This is a genomic window from Burkholderia sp. WTPI3 (assembly GCF_021483755.1).
Taxonomy (GTDB): Bacteria; Pseudomonadota; Gammaproteobacteria; order Burkholderiales; family Burkholderiaceae; genus Burkholderia.
In genome coordinates this window covers 12,334-27,813 of sequence record NZ_JAGIXF010000013.1, presented here as the reverse complement: position 1 = coordinate 27,813, position 15,480 = coordinate 12,334, and the positions used below count along the sequence as shown (strand labels likewise).

Genomic DNA, 15,480 nt, shown 5'->3' with positions numbered 1-15,480 from the left:
GCATTGGACACTGAACAATACGGACATCGCGGGAGCCGACGGGCGATGTATGCAGCGATACGCCAGCGCATCTTGGCAACATGAACCAGACGTTCGAGCGGCGTGTCTGGGGGCAAAGTCGAAAGCCAATATTTGAGTGGCTCCGCATCACCTTCGGGCCATTCGATCAGCAGCCATTCCTCATCGCACAGTGTGGAGCGCCAGTAATCGCGGTGTGAAGCACGCACGCGCACGGCGGCAAAGCGCGAATTGAGTGCGGCGCACGTACCTTCGCGCCATGTCACCGTGCGATAACGCGAGCCATCGAGCACCAAGGCCAGACCCTTGACTCCGATCGACTCATGTCCCGGCGCGCGCCGTAACAAGCCACGCGGCCGACCCGACTTCCCCACGGAGGACTCGGGCGGTAGAGGCGCCGTGCCCGGCGCCCATACGCGTGTGTTCGAGCGAATGCCCACCGCATATTGCAGCCCGAGCTCGCTGACGGCCTCGCGAAACGAGGTGTCGTCTCCATAGCCCGCATCGGCCAACACGATACCGTCGGGCGCGCCGCTTTGCCGGGCTTCTCGCAACTGCCCGGCCGCAATCTCCGGTTTGGTTGCAAACTCGATTTTCTCGGGCACGCCGGCGTTCTGTCGTCGCGTGGGGTCGTCACTCCATTCACGCGGCAGATATCGTCGATAGGACACCGGCAGGCTCGCGTCCTCCGTCGCCACCGACAAACTCACCGCCACTTGGCAGTTGTCCTGCTTGCCCAGTTGACCGCAGTATTGCCGCGCCACGCCGACCGAATGTCTACCCTTCCTGGGGAAACCCCTGTCGTCAATGATCCAGTACAACCCGCCAGCCGGGTGCATGTGCGGCAGCACCCAGCGTCGCACCTGCTCGAGCAATGCCGTATCGGACCACTCCGACTTCGCCACGAAATGATGCAGCGACTGGTATCGCGCGCTCGCATGCTCCGGTTCCAGATGTGCCGCCAGCGGCTCGACGCTCTTGCGCCGAATCGGCAGCATCAGCCCTTGGCAATAGCAGCCCTTCAATCCTGATTCGCGATCGTTATGCCGAAGCGCTTCACACAAATGTGCCAGATACGCCTCGAACGACGTTTCCCAGTCCATCACTCCTCACGCCACGGATGAAGAGGTCCCTATAGCGGCATGAATTTATTGACACAGTAATACTAGTCCGTTTGGGTGGCACGAAACGCCCGCTTTGTTGCGATCATGGCCGTCATTCATCACGCGCCGCCATCCGCCTCGAGCGGCGTGGCGCCCACTCGCGCGTCCTCGTCACGGAGACACCATGAACGACCCCGTCCTCGGCCCCATCGACCAGATCGGCTATGTGGTCGCCGATCTCGATCGCAGCATCGCGCGCTGGCGCGCCCGCCACGACGCGGGCCCGTGGACCGTATTTCGCAACGTGCGCCTCGAAGGCCGCTATCTCGGCGAGCCGGTGACGGTCACGATGGACGTCGGGCTCGCGTATCGCGGCGACCTGCAGATCGAACTGATCCATGTGACGAACGACGCGCCGTCGCCCTACCGCGACGCGCACGGGCAACCGCTCGCGGGCCTGCATCACGTCGCATGGGTGGTCGACGATCTCGATGCCGCGGTGGCACGGCTCACGGCGCGCGGCCTGCGTGTCGTGTTCGAAGCCGCCAACCCGGCCACCCGTGTCGCCTATCTCGACGATGCCGACGATCCCGGCGTGCGCGTCGAAGTGATCGAAGGCGCCGGGATGCGCGACATGATCGCGCACGGCATCGCCGAAGCGCGCGCATGGGACGGCGCCGATCCGGTCCGCATCATCGACGCGTCGGCCGCCGCATGAGCGGGCCCGCACGCGTCCCACTTCACTCACAGGAGCAATCACCATGAAACGACTCGAAGGCAAAGTGGCCCTGATCACGGGTGGCGCACGCGGCCAGGGCGAGGCGGAAGCGCGACGGTTCGTCGCCGAAGGCGCACGCGTGGTGATCGCCGACGTGCTCGACGACGCGGGCCGGCGCGTCGCGGTCGAACTCGGCGACGCCGCGCGGTTCCAGCATCTCGACGTCACGAACGAAGACGACTGGCACACCGCCGTGCAGGCGACGCTCGCGCATTTCGGCCGGCTCGACATCCTCGTGAACAACGCGGCGATCCTGAAGCTCGTGCCGATCGAATCGTGTTCGCTCGACGACTACCGGAAGGTGATCGACGTGAACCAGGTCGGCTGCTGGCTCGGCATGAAATCGGCGCTCGCCGCGCTGAAGGGCGCCGGCGGCGGCTCGATCGTCAACGTGTCGTCGACGGCCGGGATGGAGGGCGTGGCGGGCGGCAGCGCATACGTGTCGAGCAAGTTCGCGGTGCGCGGGATGACCAAGGCCGCCGCGCTCGAGTTCGGCCGCTACGGGATCCGCGTGAACTCGGTGCACCCGGGCGGGATCGACACCGTGATGGCGCGCCCGCCGGAATATGCGGATTTCGACCCGTCGTCGATCTATGGCGGGCTGCCGATCGCGCGCATCGGCAAACCGGACGAAGTGGCGAACCTCGTGCTGTTCCTCGCATCCGACGAATCCGCATATTGCACGGGTTCGGAATTCATCGTCGACGGCGGAATGCTCGCGGGCAGCACGTTCCACTGACTCGCACCTCGGTCGACACACGCCCGCCCGTGCCCTGGTGGGCGTTTTCGTTTGCAGCCCGGAGAAATGATCAGTCAGGGCCGGCCTGTCATATGCATCGCTGATCAAGTGTCGAAAAACGACAATGCCGCCGGCGGTTCACCCGCGCGGCGGCATTGTGTCTTCCGAAGCGACACGCGATGCGGCGCTCAGTACCCCTTCGGCTGGATCGCCGGTGCGCCGACACCGCGCGCGCCCTGCTTGCCACCGCGCGCGAGGCAGCGCCCGTGCGGGCCGTACACGCCGTCGGCCTCCGGATACAGCGTCAGCAGCACGAAATACAGCAGCCCGCCAACCGCCAGCGATACCGGCACGCTGAGATCGAGTCCGCCCGCGAGATTGCCGAGCGGCCCGACGAACTGCCCCGGCAGGTTCACGAACGACAGACCGACGAACGCCGCCGGCAGCCATGCGCCCATCGCGCGCAGGTTCCAGCCGTGCGTGAACCAGTAGTGGCCGCCGCGCAGCCCGCGGTTGAACACCTGCAGGTCGTCGGCGAGATAGAAGCCGCGGCGCGTCACGTAGCCGATCACCATGATCGCCATCCACGGGCAGCTGAACGTGTCGATCAGCGTCGAGAAGGTCGCGACGCTTTCGACGAGGTTGAACCAGAAGCGGCCAACGAAGATGAACGCGATAGCGATCGTGCCGATCAGCAGCGTCGCACGCACGCGGTTCAGGACGCGCGGGAACATGCTCGACACGTCGAGCCCCGTGCCGTACAGCGCGGTCGTGCCGGTCGACATCCCGCCGATGATCGCGATCAGGCACATCGGCAGCAGGAACCAGCGCGGCGACACGGCGAGCAACCCGCCGACATAGTCGTTCGATGCGATGAACGCGGGCGCCTTCGACGCGATGATCGTCGCGGTCGCGAGGCCGAAGAAGAACGGCACGAAGGTCGCGATCTGCGCGGCGAACACGGCACCCATCACGCGCCGCTTCGGCGTGCGCTGCGGAATGTAGCGCGCCCAGTCGCCGAGCGTCGACGCGAACGACACCGGGTTGCTCAGCGCGACCAGCACCGCGCCGACGAACGCGGCCCAGAAGCCTGCGCTACCCTGGTTCAGCGTGCCCGCGTAGTTCACGTCGAACATCCCGGCGAACGCAAACAGGCCAGCGACGAACAACAGGCTCGCGGCCCACACGGCGATCTTGTTGACCCACAGCATGAAGCGGAAGCCGTAGATGCAGACGATCAGCACCAGCACCGCGAACACCATGTACGCAGCGCCGAGCGTGAAGCCGTTGACCGGCACGCCGACCATGTTGTGCGCACCGCCGACGAGCGCGTCGCCCGAGCTCCACACCGCGAGCGAGAAGAACGCGATCGACGTCAGCAGTGCGAGGAACGAACCGACGATCCGGCCGTGGATGCCGAAATGCGCGCCGGACGAGACCGGATCGCTCGTGCCGTTGCGCGGGCCGAACAGGCTCATCGGCGCGAGGATGCACGTGCCGACCAGGACGCCGAGCACGATCGCGGCGACGCCGGCCTTGAACGACAGCCCGACCAGCACCGGAAAGCTGCCGAGCACCGATGTGGAAAACGTATTGCAGCCACCGAACAGCAGCCGGAACAGATCGATCGGACGCGCATAGCGCGACACATCGGGAATGCGCTCGAAACCGAACGATTCGACTTGCGTAATCCTGCCTTCACTCATTTGTCTCCAGCTCCTCTGGTGCGTCGGCACGGCCCGCGACTGCGGCCATACGACACATCGTCATCAATTCGCGGCCACTCTAAACCGGATCAGGCGGCGCAAATATCACGCATTCGAGACGTTTACGACGAAGGAGAACAATGTTTTGCGGCAGGGCATCCGCCGGATCCCGCGCCGTCGTTGCGGCGCGGACGATGCGACGTCAGTGCGCGGACACGGCCGCCGACCCGGAAATGCAGCCATCGCTGGACCGCCGTGCGCTCGGCCAGCGTTTCCGGGTGCAGGCAGCCCGTTTTCGCCGAAAGATAGCCGAGGATCGCGCCGGATTCGAACACGGCCAGGCCAGTGCCGTGGTCGACGATGGCCGGGATCTTGCCGTTCGGGTTGATCGCGAGGAACGCCCGGCTGCGCTGCTCGCCGGCGGACAGGTTCATGTGCGCGAGCTCGGACGTCAGCCCGGCCTCCTCCAGGTAGATGCCGATCTTGTGCCCGTTCGGCGTGTCGGCCGTATGGAACGTGAGTGTGTGCGTCGATGTCATGTCGGTCCTTGTCATCCGTCTATCGTTGCAACTACAATCGTTGCAATTGCAATTAAATGCCGGAATCGACACCCCGGCAACATGCCAGCACTCGAAGGAGGGACATGCAGACTGCGCGATCCGGTCCGCCCGTGCGGACGCCTGACACCCGCCGCGCCGCGGCAGCCTGCATCGAACGGTTGACGACGCGGCGGCTCTCGCCCCGGCGCGACGCGATGACCCCGCTCGACGCGATCCACGCGGCCGCCGACTGCCTCGAACGCGACGCGGCGACCGCGGGCCGCGTATGGATCGTCCGCCCCGACGTACCCGCGGCGACGGCACACGTTGCCGCACCTCGCCGCATCAGCGCGTGGCCGCAGCGCTTTCTCGACCCGGCCGAACAGTTCGAACGACCGCTGCTGTACCTGCTGCAAGCGCATGCGACGGACCGGCTGCAACTGGCGGCGGCTGAAACGGTCGGCCGCGGAATCTTCGTGAACGACGCGGAAACGTCCCGCTCGTCATGGCCCAAGGGCGTGATGCCCGACGTCCCGCACTGGCTGGCCGCGAACCCCGCGTGCACGCCATACGATCCCGCGTCGGGCGACGAGGCGCTCGCGATCCTGCGCGGCGCGTTGCGCGCGCTCTATGTCGCCGGCCAGCCCGGATTTTGTTATCTCGCGAGCCACGACGGCTGCATGCCCGGCGTGCGGCCGCTTTCCGCCACGGCGGCCCGCGACGCGTTCAACGGCATGGTGCGGGCCGGCCGGCGCGCGGTGGCCGGCTCCGCCGCAAAGATTCGTCTGTGCGGCGCGGGCAGCAGGCTCGCGCAGGTGATGGAAGCCGCCGACCTGCTGCATGACGAATGGCGCATCGATTCGACGATCTGGAGCTGTCCGAGCTACACGCGGCTTGCGCGCGATGCGCGCGCCGCCGAACGCTGGAACCTGCTGCATCCGCTCGCCGCGCCGCGCATCGCGCACGTCGGCGCGTGCCTTGGCGAGGACAGCACGCCCGTGCTCGCGGTCACGGGCTATGCACGACACGTCGCCGCGCAGATCGGCGCGTTCGTCCCCGCCCGCTTCACGGCGCTCGGCGCGGATCTGGCAGGCTCCGGCACGCGAGCGCCGGATGCGCACTGGATCGCCGCGGTCGCGATCCGCATGCTGGCCGACGACGGCCGCGTGCCGGCCGACTGGGCCGCACGGGCAATGCAGCGGTATGCGCGCGGCTGAAACGCGCGACAGCGGCCGCTACTTCGCGCCGGCCGCCGCGTCGCGCGCTGCGGCCGTCGCACGATCGAGCGCGGCGGCCATCGTCGCCTGCTCTTTCGCGCCGAACTGGTCGAGAAAAAGCTCCGCGACCGTCGACTGGTACACCTTCCACATCTTCTTGCGCAGCGTGCGGCCCTTGTCGGTGATGCTCGCGAACGCCGCGCGGCCGTCGTCGGCCGAGCGGGCGCGCGTGACGAGCCCTTCCTGTTCGAGCCGGTCGACGAGCCGCGTGAGGTTGTAGCGCTCGATCGCGAGCACGTCGGCCAGTTCGTGCATGCGACGCGTGCCGTCGGGCCCGCTTTCCAGCCCCCACAACGCGTCGTACCACGCATACGCGGGCAGGTCCGCGTCCGCGAGACGCCGCTCGATCTCGCGAATCATCGTGCGGTGCGCGCGGACAAACGAGAACCACAGATCCGGTTCGGGTGCGCTCATGTCAGGTCGTTCCTCTCGTTGAATTGCAGTTGCAATTAAATTTTACCTCGATACAATGGGCTTCGATACGATTGCAATTGCAACTATCCGGTCGCCCATCGGCGGCCCTTCCGTCGCCCGCGGCGGCGCCACGACCGTCGCCCCGCGCAGCCTGATGCTTCTGGAGACACTGCATGACCGCACCTCTCGCGCTACCCGACATCGATCCGCAGGAAACCCGTGAATGGCTCGATGCGCTTGAATCCGTCATCGCGCTCGAAGGCCGTCCGCGCGCGCACTACCTGCTCGACCGGCTGGCCGATCTCGATGCGGCCCGCCACGGCGACCTGCACGGCCGCGTGACGACCGCCTATGTGAACACCGTGCCGCGCGCGCGGCAGCCGGCCTACCCGGGCGATCTCGCGCTCGAGCGGCGGCTCAACGCGATGATTCGCTGGAACGCGATGGTCATGGTGCTGCGCGCCGGCCGGCATTCGAACGTCGGCGGCCACATCGCGACCTACCAGTCGGCCGCGGTGCTGTACGACGTCGGTTTCGATCATTTCTTCCGCGGCCGCACCGACACGTTCGACGGCGACATGATCTATATCCAGGGGCATTCGGCACCCGGCATCTATGGCCGCGCGTATCTCGAGGGCCGTATCACGGATGCGCAGCTCGACAACTTCCGCCGCGAGACCGGCCGCGAAGCGGGACGCGACGGTCTGTCGTCCTATCCGCATCCGCGCCTGATGCCCGATTTCTGGCAGTTCCCGACCGTATCGATGGGGCTCGGCCCGCTCACGGCCGCGTATCAGGCGCGCTTCATGCGCTACCTCGAATATCGCGGGCTGAAAGCGCATCAGGGCCGCAAGGTCTGGGCGTTTCTCGGCGACGGCGAAATGGACCAGCCCGAATCGCTCGCCGCGATTTCGCTCGCCGGACGCGAGCGACTCGACAACCTGATCTTCGTCGTGAACTGCAACCTGCAGCGCCTCGACGGTCCGGTGCGCGGCAACGGCAAGGTCATCCAGGAACTCGAAGGCACGTTCCGCGCGGCCGGCTGGAACGTCGTCAAGGTGATCTGGGGCAGCGGCTGGGACCGGCTGCTCGAACGCGACACGACCGGCCTGCTGCGCCAGCGGATGATGGAATGCGTCGACGGCGACTACCAGACCTTCAAGTCGCAGAGCGGCGCATACGTGCGCGAGCACTTCTTCGGCAAGTATCCCGAACTGCTCGAACTCGTCGCCGACCTGTCCGACGACGACATCTGGAAACTGGCACGCGGCGGCCACGATCCGGAGAAGGTGCATGCGGCCTATGCGCAAGCGATGCGCGCGGATGGACGGCCGACCGTCGTGCTCGCGAAGACGGTCAAGGGTTTCGGCATGGGCGAAGCCGGCGAAGGCCAGAACCTGAACCATCAGCTGAAAAAGATGAGCGCCGATGCCGTGCGGGCATTCCGCGACCGTTTCGCGCTGCCGGTCAGCGACGCGCAGCTCGACGAACTGCCCTACCTGAAGCCGGAACCGGGCAGCGCCGAAGCACGCTATTTCGCGGAACGCCGCGCGGCGCTCGGCGGCCACGTGCCGGCCCGCTTCAGCGACGTCGCACCGCTGCCGGTGCCGCCGCTCGCCGCGTTCGACGGCCAGCTCAAGGACAGCGGCGAGCGCGGGCTGTCGACGACGATGGCCTTCGTGCGGATCCTCGGCACGCTGCTGAAGACCCCGAATTTCGGCAAGCTCGTCGTACCGATCGTGCCGGACGAATCGCGCACGTTCGGGATGGAAGGCCTGTTCCGCCAGATCGGCATCCATTCGCACCTCGGCCAGCTCTATACGCCGCAGGACGCCGGCCAGCTCAGCTATTACAAGGAGGCGAAGGACGGGCAGATCCTGCAGGAAGGCATCAACGAGTCTGGCGCGATCGCGTCGTGGATCGCGGCCGGCACCGCGTACAGCAACCACGGGCTGCCGACGATCCCGTTCTACATCTTCTATTCGATGTTCGGGCTGCAGCGGGTCGGCGATCTTGCGTGGGCGGCCGGCGACGCGCGCACGCGCGGCTTCCTGCTCGGCGCGACGTCGGGACGCACGACGCTGATGGGCGAAGGGCTGCAGCACGACGACGGGCACAGCCACGTGCTGTCGTCGGTGATTCCGAACTGCGTGTCGTACGACCCGACCTACGCGTACGAACTCGCGGTGATCGTGCGCGACGGGCTGCGACGGATGTATGCGGAGCAGGAAGATGTGTACTACTACATCACGCTGCTCAACGAGAACTACCCGCATCCGGCGCTTCCCGACGGCGCGGAAGCCGGCATCCTCAAGGGTCTCTATCTGCTGCGGGACGGCGCGGCGCGTACGGATACGCCGCATGTGCAGTTGATGGGCAGCGGCTCGATCCTGCGCGAGGTGATCGCGGCGAGCGACCTGCTTGCGCAGGACTTCGGCGTGACGAGCGATGTGTGGAGCGCGACGAGCCTGACCGAGCTGCGTCGCGACGGGCTCGCCGCGGAGCGCTGGAACCTGCTGCATCCGGACGCGCCGGCGCGCGTGCCCTACGTCCAGCAATGCCTCGACGGCCGCACCGGGCCCGTGGTCGTCACGACCGACTACATGAAGATCGTCGGCGACCAGATCCGCGGCTTCGTCGACGGCCGGCGCTTCGTGTCGCTTGGTACCGACGGCTTCGGCCGCTCGGATACGCGCGAAGCACTGCGTACGTTCTTCGAGGTCGACCGGCACTTCATCGTGATCGCGGCGCTGAAGGCGCTCGCCGACGACGGCATGATTGCGCGCGCGCAGGTTGGCGAGGCGATCCGGCGTTACGGGATCGACATCGACAAGGTCGATCCGGCAACGGTGTAAGCGCGTGCGTGCACGTCGCAAGCTTCGTGAGCGTCGGGCCGCGCGGCAGGCGCCATCGCTTTCGCCTGCCGCGCGGCCCCTGCTCCGCGTTACGGCCGTGACTGCGCAAGCGGCCCGGGTACCGGCCGCACCGTTCCTGCCGGCCAGCCGCCCGCGAGCGCCTTGTACAGCGCGACCGTCGACGCCGCGCTGCGCATCTGCCCGTCGGCGGCCGCGTCCTGCGCCTGCAGCAACGTCCGCTGCGCGTCGAGCACTTCGTAGTAGTCGATCGCGCCGGCCGAGAAACGTGTCTGCGCGAGCTGCGCCGCGCGTGCGCTGTCGTCCGCGGCACGCACCAGATGCGCGGTCTCGTCGCGCGTGCGCGCAACGCGCAGCAGCGCGTTCTCGGTTTCCTCCAGCGCGCCGAGCACGGTCTGCCGATACTGCGCGAGCTGGCCGGCCGCTTCCGCGTCGCTCGCGGCGATCCGCGCGCGCACGCGACCGACGTCGAGGAACGACCAGTCGATGCCGAGCGCGATCAGGTTCGTGTCGCTGCCCGCGCGGAAAAACCCGTAACTGCTCGTCGCGCTGCCGAGCAACCCCGACAGCGTGAAGCGCGGAAACAGGTCGGCCGTCGCGACGCCGACCCGCGCGGTCGCCGCATGCAGCCGCGCTTCGGCCGCAGCCACATCCGGGCGCCGGCCCAGCAGACCGCCCGGCGGGCCCGGCTCGATTTCGGCAGCGAGCGCCGGCAACGGCACCGTCGTGCCCTTCGGCACGTCGAACCGGCCGATCAGCGCGTCCGGCGTCTGCCCGGTCAGCACCGCGAGCCGATGCTCGTCGACGCCGATCGCCGCTTCGTACACGGCGATCCGCGACGTCGTCGACTCGTACTGCGCACGCGCACGTGCCGCATCGAGTTCGGAACCGCGGCCCGCGCCGACGCGCGCGTTGATCAGCGCGAGCGTTTGCTTCTGGTTGTCGGCGTTCTCGCGCGCGATCCGCAGCCGCTCCTGCGAACCGCGCAGATCGACATAGGTGCTCGCGACCTCGCCCGCGATCGCAACGCGCACCGCGCGCACGTCGGCCGCGCTGGCCGCCGTTTCCGCGTGTTGCGACTCGATCGAGCGGCGCACGCGCCCGAACAGGTCCAGCTCCCATGCGGCGTTGATCCCGACGCTCGAGACCGGCGTATCGCGCTGGCTGCGCGGCGCGCCGAACGCCTGATCCTTGCTCATCAGCTGGTGGCCGATCTGTCCGCTCGCGGTGAGCGTCGGATAGCGATCGAACGTCGCCTGCGACAGCAGCGCGTTCGAGGCGTCGTAGCGCGACACCGCGACTTGCAGATCCTGGTTCGCCGCGAGCGCCGCATCGATCAACCGCGTGAGCGCCGGATCGCCGAAACCGCGCCAGAATGCGGCGTCGGCAGCGGCCGACGCGTCGGGCGGCGACGCATCCTGCGTGGCCGGATGCGCGTCACGCGCGAAGCGCGCCCCGGTCGCCGTGTCGGGTCGTTTGAAATCGGGGCCGACCGCGCAGGCGGCGAGCGTCACCGACATCGCGAGTACGGAAAGACGGAAAGCGGCGCTCATCGGTTTTCTCCTTCGAGGGTGCCGTGCTGCTCGCGCCAGACGGCCGGCGTGCCGCCCGCGAGCTTGCGAATCGCCACATAGAACACAGGCGTGAGAAACAGTCCGAACAGCGTGACGCCGAGCATCCCCGCGAACACGGTGACACCCGTTGCGGCACGCACTTCGCTGCCCGCGCCGCTGCCGATCAGCAGCGGCACCGAACCGGCAATGAACGCGACCGACGTCATCACGATCGGGCGCAACCGCAGCCGGCACGCTTCGAGCGCCGCTTCGATCGCGCCCTTGCCCTGGATTTCGAGCTCGCGCGCGAATTCGACGATCAGGATCGCGTTCTTGCACGCGAGCCCCATCAGCACGACCAGACCGACCTGCACGAACACATTGTTGTCGCCACCCGACAGCCATACGCCGAACAGCGCCGCGCACATGCACACCGGCACGATCAGGATCACCGCGAGCGGTAGCGTCCAGCTCTCGTACAGAGATGCGAGCACGAGGAACACCAGCATCACCGCGAGCGGGAACACGACGATCGCCGCGTTGCTCTGCGTGACCTGCTGGTAGCTGAGGTCGGTCCATTCGAGCGTGATGCCCGGCGGCAGCACGTCCTTCGCGATCTGCTGCAGCTTCGCGATCGTCTGCGACGACGACATCGCCTTCGGGTCCGCATCGCCAATCAGGTCGGCGGCCGGATAGCCGTTGTAGCGCACGACCGGATCCGGCCCGTACGCGGGCGCGACCGTCACCATCGAGCCGATCGGCACCATCTCGCCCTTTGCGTTGCGCGTGCGCAGGTTCGCGATGTCGGCGGCGGTCTGCCGGTGCCCGGCGTCGGCTTGCGCCATCACGCGGTACACGCGCCCGAATGCGTTGAAGTCGTTCACGTACATCGAGCCGAGATAGACCTGCAGCGTGTTGAACAGGTCGGTCAGCGCGACGCCCTGCGCCTTCGCCTTCAGCCGGTCGACCTTCACCTCGAGCTGCGGAATGTTCGCCTGGTACGAGCTGACGGGATAGCTCATCCCGGGCGTCTTCGCGACCGCCGCCTGGAATGCGGTCAACGCGTTCTGCAGCTCACCGTAGCCGAGCCCGCCGCGATCCTCGAGATACAGCGAGTAGCCGGAGCCGTTGCCGAGGCCCTGGATCGGCGGCGGCATCAGCGCATAGGTGATGCCGCCGCCGATCGCCGCGAAGCGTGCGTTCAGGTCCGCGTTGATCTGCGCCGCGCTGCGGTGGCGCTGGTCGAACGGCTTCAGGATCACGTACGAGTTCGTGATGTTCGGCGTGTTCACGCCCTGTAGCGCATTCAGCCCGGCAAACGCCGGCACCATCTCGACGCCGTCGGTGCCGAGCGCGATCTTCGTCATCTGCTCGGTCACCGCGCTGGTGCGCGCAAGCGATGCGCCTTCCGGCAGCTTCGCGCCGGCGAACAGGTACAACTTGTCCTGCACGGGGATGAAGCCGCCCGGCACCGCGTTGAACAGCAGCGCGGTGGCCGCGAGCAAGGCCGCATAGACGACGAACACCGCGCCGCGCCGCTTCAGCGTGCGCGCGACGACGCCGTGATAACGCTCCGAGCTGCGCTCGAAGAACCGGTTGAACGGATGGAACAGCCAGCCGAACGCGCGGTCGAGCCCACGCGTGAGCGCATCCTTCGGCGCCCCGTGCGGGCGCAGCAGCTTCGCGGCGAGCGCGGGCGACAGCGTCAGCGAGTTGATCGCCGAGATCACCGTCGAGATCGCGATCGTCACCGCGAACTGCTTGTAGAACTGGCCGGTGACGCCGGACATGAACGCCATCGGCACGAACACCGCGCACAGCACCAGCGCGATCGCGACGATCGGCCCCGACACCTCGCGCATCGCCTGGTGCGCGGCATCGCGCGGGCTCAGGCCCTGCGCGATGTTGCGCTCGACGTTCTCGACGACGACGATCGCATCGTCGACGACGATCCCGATCGCCAGCACGAGCCCGAACAACGTCAGCGTGTTGATCGAATAGCCGAGCAGATAGAGCCACGCGAACGTGCCGACCACCGACACCGGCACCGCGACGAGCGGAATGATCGACGCGCGCCAGGTCTGCAGGAACAGGATCACGACGAGCACGACCAGCACGACGGCCTCGATCAGCGTGTGCTGCACCGCGCGGATCGACTCGCGCACGAACACAGTCGGATCCCACACCGGCCGATACGCGACGCCCGGCGGAAATCGTTTCGACAACGCGTCGAGCTTCGCATACACGGCCTTCGCGACGTCGAGCGCGTTCGCGCCCGGGGACAGGAAGATGCCGACCACCGCCGAATGCTTGTCGTCGAAGTACGAACGCAGCGTGTAGTCGCCCGCGCCGAGTTCGATCCGCGCGACGTCGGACAGCTTCACGACCTGGCCGTCGTCACCATTGCGCAGCACGATGTCGCCGAACTCCTGCACGGTACGCAGCCGGCCGCGCACGTTGATCGATACCAGGAAGTCGTTTTTCTTCGGCGACGGCTCCGCGCCGAGCTGGCCGGCCGACACCTGCACGTTCTGCTCGCGCACGGCGGCGATCACGTCGCTCGCGGTCAGCCCGCGCGACGCGAGCCGGTTCGGGTCGAGCCAGAGCCGCATCGCGTAGTCGCCTGAGCCGTACACGCCGACGTCGCCGATGCCGGTCAGGCGCGACAACTCGTCCTTCACATGCAGCGTCAGGTAGTTGCGCAGATACAGCGAATCGCGGCTGTTGTCCGGCGAATAGAGGCTCACGTACATCAGCGGCGTCGGCGACTGCTTCTGCGTGGTCACGCCGTACTGGCGCACCTCGTCGGGCAGGCGCGACAGCGCCTGGCTCACGCGGTTCTGCACGCGCACCGCGGCCGTGTCGGGATCGACGCCCGGCAGGAACGTGACGACTACCTGCAGGCTGCCGTCCGAGCCCGCGACCGACTTCATGTACATGATCCCTTCGACGCCGTTGATCGCCTCTTCCAGCGGTTCGGCGACCGACTCGGCGATTTCCTTGGGGTTCGCGCCCGGATACGTCGCACGCACGACGACGCTCGGCGGCACGACTTCCGGATATTCGCCGGCGGGCAGCATCGGGATCGAGATCAGGCCGATCGCGAAGATCACGATCGACAGCACGACCGCGAAGATCGGACGGTCGATGAAGAATCGGGAGAAATCCATCGTCGGTCTCCCTTTACTGCGCGGCCGGCGCGCCGGCGTCCGCGTTGGCGACGGCCTGGGTGCCGCTGCCCGGGCCAGCGCCGGCGCCCGCATCCGCACGCGCGGGTAGCGCCTTCGGCTTCACCTGCGCGCCCGGATAGTAGATCCGCTGCACGCCATCGACGACCACGCGGTCGCCCGACCGCAACCCCTTCTCGACGATCCGTTCGCCGTCGAGCTCGCGTCCGACCGTCACGTCGCGGCGCAGCGCCTTGTCGCCGGCACCGATCACATACACGTACTTGCGATCCTGGTCGGTGAGCACGGCCTTGTCGTCGACGAGCAGCGCATCCTGGTCACGGCCGCTGACGAGCTGCACGCGCGCATAGAGGCCCGGCGTGAACGTATGGTCCGCATTCGACAGCCGCACGCGCGCGCGGATCGTGCCGGTTTGCGGATCGAGCCGGTTGTCGAGGAAGTCCACGGTGCCCGCGTGCGGAAAGCCCGTCTCGTTCGCAAGGCCCACACGCACCGGATCGGCGCCGATCGCGCGATGCTTCGGATCGGCACGCCGCGCGTTGTAGCGCAGATAGCTCTGCTCGTCGCAGTCGAAATACACGTAGACCGGATCCTGAGACACGACGGTGGTCAGCAGCGTGTCGTCCGCACGCGCGAGATTGCCCGCCGTTGCGATCGCGCGGCCGACACGGCCCGCGATCGGTGCGCGCACTTCGGTGAAACCGAGATTGAGCTTCGCATCGGCGACGGCCGCATCGGCCGCCTGCAAGTCCGCGTGCGCCTGCTCGGCGGTCGCGCGCGCGTTGTCGAGTTCTTCCTGCGATGTTGCATGCGCATCGATCAGCGTCTGCACGCGCTTGAGCTGCACGTTCGCGAGGCTCGCGGCCGCGCGTGCGCGCTGCTGCTGCGCGTTCGCGCGGTCGAGCGCGATCCGGTACGGACGCGGGTCGATCTCGAACAGCACGGCACCCTGCGCCACGAGGTCGCCCTCCTTGTACGCGACGCGTTGCAGGTAGCCGCTCACGCGCGGCCGCAATTCGACCGCGTCGACGGCTTCGACACGTCCGTTGAATTCGTCCGCGAGGCGGATCGTGCGCGGAGCGACGGTGGTCACCCCAACTTCGGGAAGGGGCTGGGCCGACGATGCGTCTTTGCCGTCGTGACAGCCCGACAACGCCAGCAGCAGGGCGCAGGCCGCGCCCAAAGGCGACGTCCTGCGTAGGGATAAGGAGAGCATGGTGCCTCGCGACGGGTTAAACTGCCGCGTAGCATAAAAGTTGAAGTTAACTTCAAGTCAAGCTTTCCCGGAGGGC

At 67.4% G+C, this 15,480-nt stretch carries 10 protein-coding genes and 1 pseudogene; 4 read left to right on the top strand and 7 right to left on the bottom strand.

Annotated features, from left to right (window positions below):
* Nucleotides 1-56: 56 nt before the first annotated feature.
* Nucleotides 57-1,121: pseudogene (locus J7024_RS09465) on the bottom strand (IS701 family transposase); the annotation flags it as partial.
* A 184-nt stretch (nt 1,122-1,305) separates the two neighbouring features.
* Here J7024_RS09465 and J7024_RS09460 point away from each other — a divergent pair.
* Both J7024_RS09460 and J7024_RS09455 read left to right on the top strand, forming a co-directional pair.
* Nucleotides 1,306-1,839: a VOC family protein gene (locus tag J7024_RS09460; protein ID WP_124828401.1), complete on the top strand. Its 534-nt coding sequence runs from the start codon at nt 1,306-1,308 to the stop codon at nt 1,837-1,839.
* Between the two features lie 43 nt (nt 1,840-1,882).
* Complete coding sequence (locus J7024_RS09455) at nt 1,883-2,638, top strand: glucose 1-dehydrogenase (RefSeq protein WP_124828402.1); 756 nt, start codon at nt 1,883-1,885, stop codon at nt 2,636-2,638.
* Between the two features lie 188 nt (nt 2,639-2,826).
* Here the strand turns inward: J7024_RS09455 and J7024_RS09450 are convergent, their stop codons facing one another.
* Nucleotides 2,827-4,344: a purine-cytosine permease family protein gene (locus J7024_RS09450; protein WP_124828403.1), complete on the bottom strand. Its 1,518-nt coding sequence runs from the start codon at nt 4,342-4,344 to the stop codon at nt 2,827-2,829.
* Nucleotides 4,345-4,466: 122 nt separating this feature from the next.
* On the bottom strand, nt 4,467-4,898 hold the full coding sequence (locus J7024_RS09445) for a glutathione S-transferase N-terminal domain-containing protein (protein ID WP_233410023.1): 432 nt from the start codon (nt 4,896-4,898) through the stop codon (nt 4,467-4,469).
* A gap of 200 nt (nt 4,899-5,098) precedes the next feature.
* Between J7024_RS09445 and J7024_RS09440 the strand changes: the two genes are divergently transcribed.
* Nucleotides 5,099-6,100, top strand: coding sequence for a transketolase-like TK C-terminal-containing protein (locus J7024_RS09440; protein ID WP_234745001.1), 1,002 nt, complete (start codon nt 5,099-5,101; stop codon nt 6,098-6,100).
* Nucleotides 6,101-6,118: 18 nt separating this feature from the next.
* Here J7024_RS09440 and J7024_RS09435 read toward each other — a convergent pair whose 3' ends face one another.
* Entirely contained in the window at nt 6,119-6,574 is a 456-nt protein-coding gene (locus J7024_RS09435) for a MarR family winged helix-turn-helix transcriptional regulator (RefSeq protein WP_124828406.1), read from the bottom strand.
* A 173-nt stretch (nt 6,575-6,747) separates the two neighbouring features.
* On the opposite strand from J7024_RS09435, the gene aceE reads away from it, so the two are divergent.
* A complete protein-coding gene (aceE, locus tag J7024_RS09430; RefSeq protein WP_175762114.1) occupies nt 6,748-9,429 on the top strand; it encodes a pyruvate dehydrogenase (acetyl-transferring), homodimeric type in 2,682 nt (893 codons plus the stop codon).
* Nucleotides 9,430-9,518: 89 nt separating this feature from the next.
* Here aceE and J7024_RS09425 read toward each other — a convergent pair whose 3' ends face one another.
* Genes J7024_RS09425 through J7024_RS09415 form a run of 3 tightly spaced genes read right to left on the bottom strand, consistent with a single transcriptional unit; the run spans nt 9,519 to nt 15,404 of the window.
* The gene (locus J7024_RS09425) at nt 9,519-11,000 is read right to left on the bottom strand and encodes an efflux transporter outer membrane subunit (RefSeq protein ID WP_234745000.1); all 1,482 of its coding nucleotides are present in this window, start codon (nt 10,998-11,000) and stop codon (nt 9,519-9,521) included.
* Nucleotides 10,997-14,170 (bottom strand): efflux RND transporter permease subunit, encoded by a 3,174-nt coding sequence (locus J7024_RS09420; protein WP_124828409.1) that lies wholly within the window; start codon nt 14,168-14,170, stop codon nt 10,997-10,999. Before J7024_RS09420 ends, J7024_RS09425 begins: the two co-directional genes overlap by 4 nt.
* A 13-nt stretch (nt 14,171-14,183) precedes the next feature.
* Nucleotides 14,184-15,404 (bottom strand): efflux RND transporter periplasmic adaptor subunit, encoded by a 1,221-nt coding sequence (locus tag J7024_RS09415; RefSeq protein ID WP_124828410.1) that lies wholly within the window; start codon nt 15,402-15,404, stop codon nt 14,184-14,186.
* Nucleotides 15,405-15,480 lie beyond the last annotated feature (76 nt).

Coding starts and splice junctions, on each gene's coding strand:
- J7024_RS09450 (WP_124828403.1), bottom strand. CDS start 4,344: ATGAGTGAAGGCAGGATTACGCAAGTCGAATCGTTCGGTTTCGAGCGC.
- J7024_RS09445 (WP_233410023.1), bottom strand. CDS start 4,898: ATGACAAGGACCGACATGACATCGACGCACACACTCACGTTCCATACG.
- J7024_RS09440 (WP_234745001.1), top strand. CDS start 5,099: ATGACCCCGCTCGACGCGATCCACGCGGCCGCCGACTGCCTCGAACGC.
- aceE (WP_175762114.1), top strand. CDS start 6,748: ATGACCGCACCTCTCGCGCTACCCGACATCGATCCGCAGGAAACCCGT.
- J7024_RS09460 (WP_124828401.1), top strand. CDS start 1,306: ATGAACGACCCCGTCCTCGGCCCCATCGACCAGATCGGCTATGTGGTC.
- J7024_RS09415 (WP_124828410.1), bottom strand. CDS start 15,404: ATGCTCTCCTTATCCCTACGCAGGACGTCGCCTTTGGGCGCGGCCTGC.
- J7024_RS09425 (WP_234745000.1), bottom strand. CDS start 11,000: ATGAGCGCCGCTTTCCGTCTTTCCGTACTCGCGATGTCGGTGACGCTC.
- J7024_RS09420 (WP_124828409.1), bottom strand. CDS start 14,170: ATGGATTTCTCCCGATTCTTCATCGACCGTCCGATCTTCGCGGTCGTG.
- J7024_RS09435 (WP_124828406.1), bottom strand. CDS start 6,574: ATGAGCGCACCCGAACCGGATCTGTGGTTCTCGTTTGTCCGCGCGCAC.
- J7024_RS09455 (WP_124828402.1), top strand. CDS start 1,883: ATGAAACGACTCGAAGGCAAAGTGGCCCTGATCACGGGTGGCGCACGC.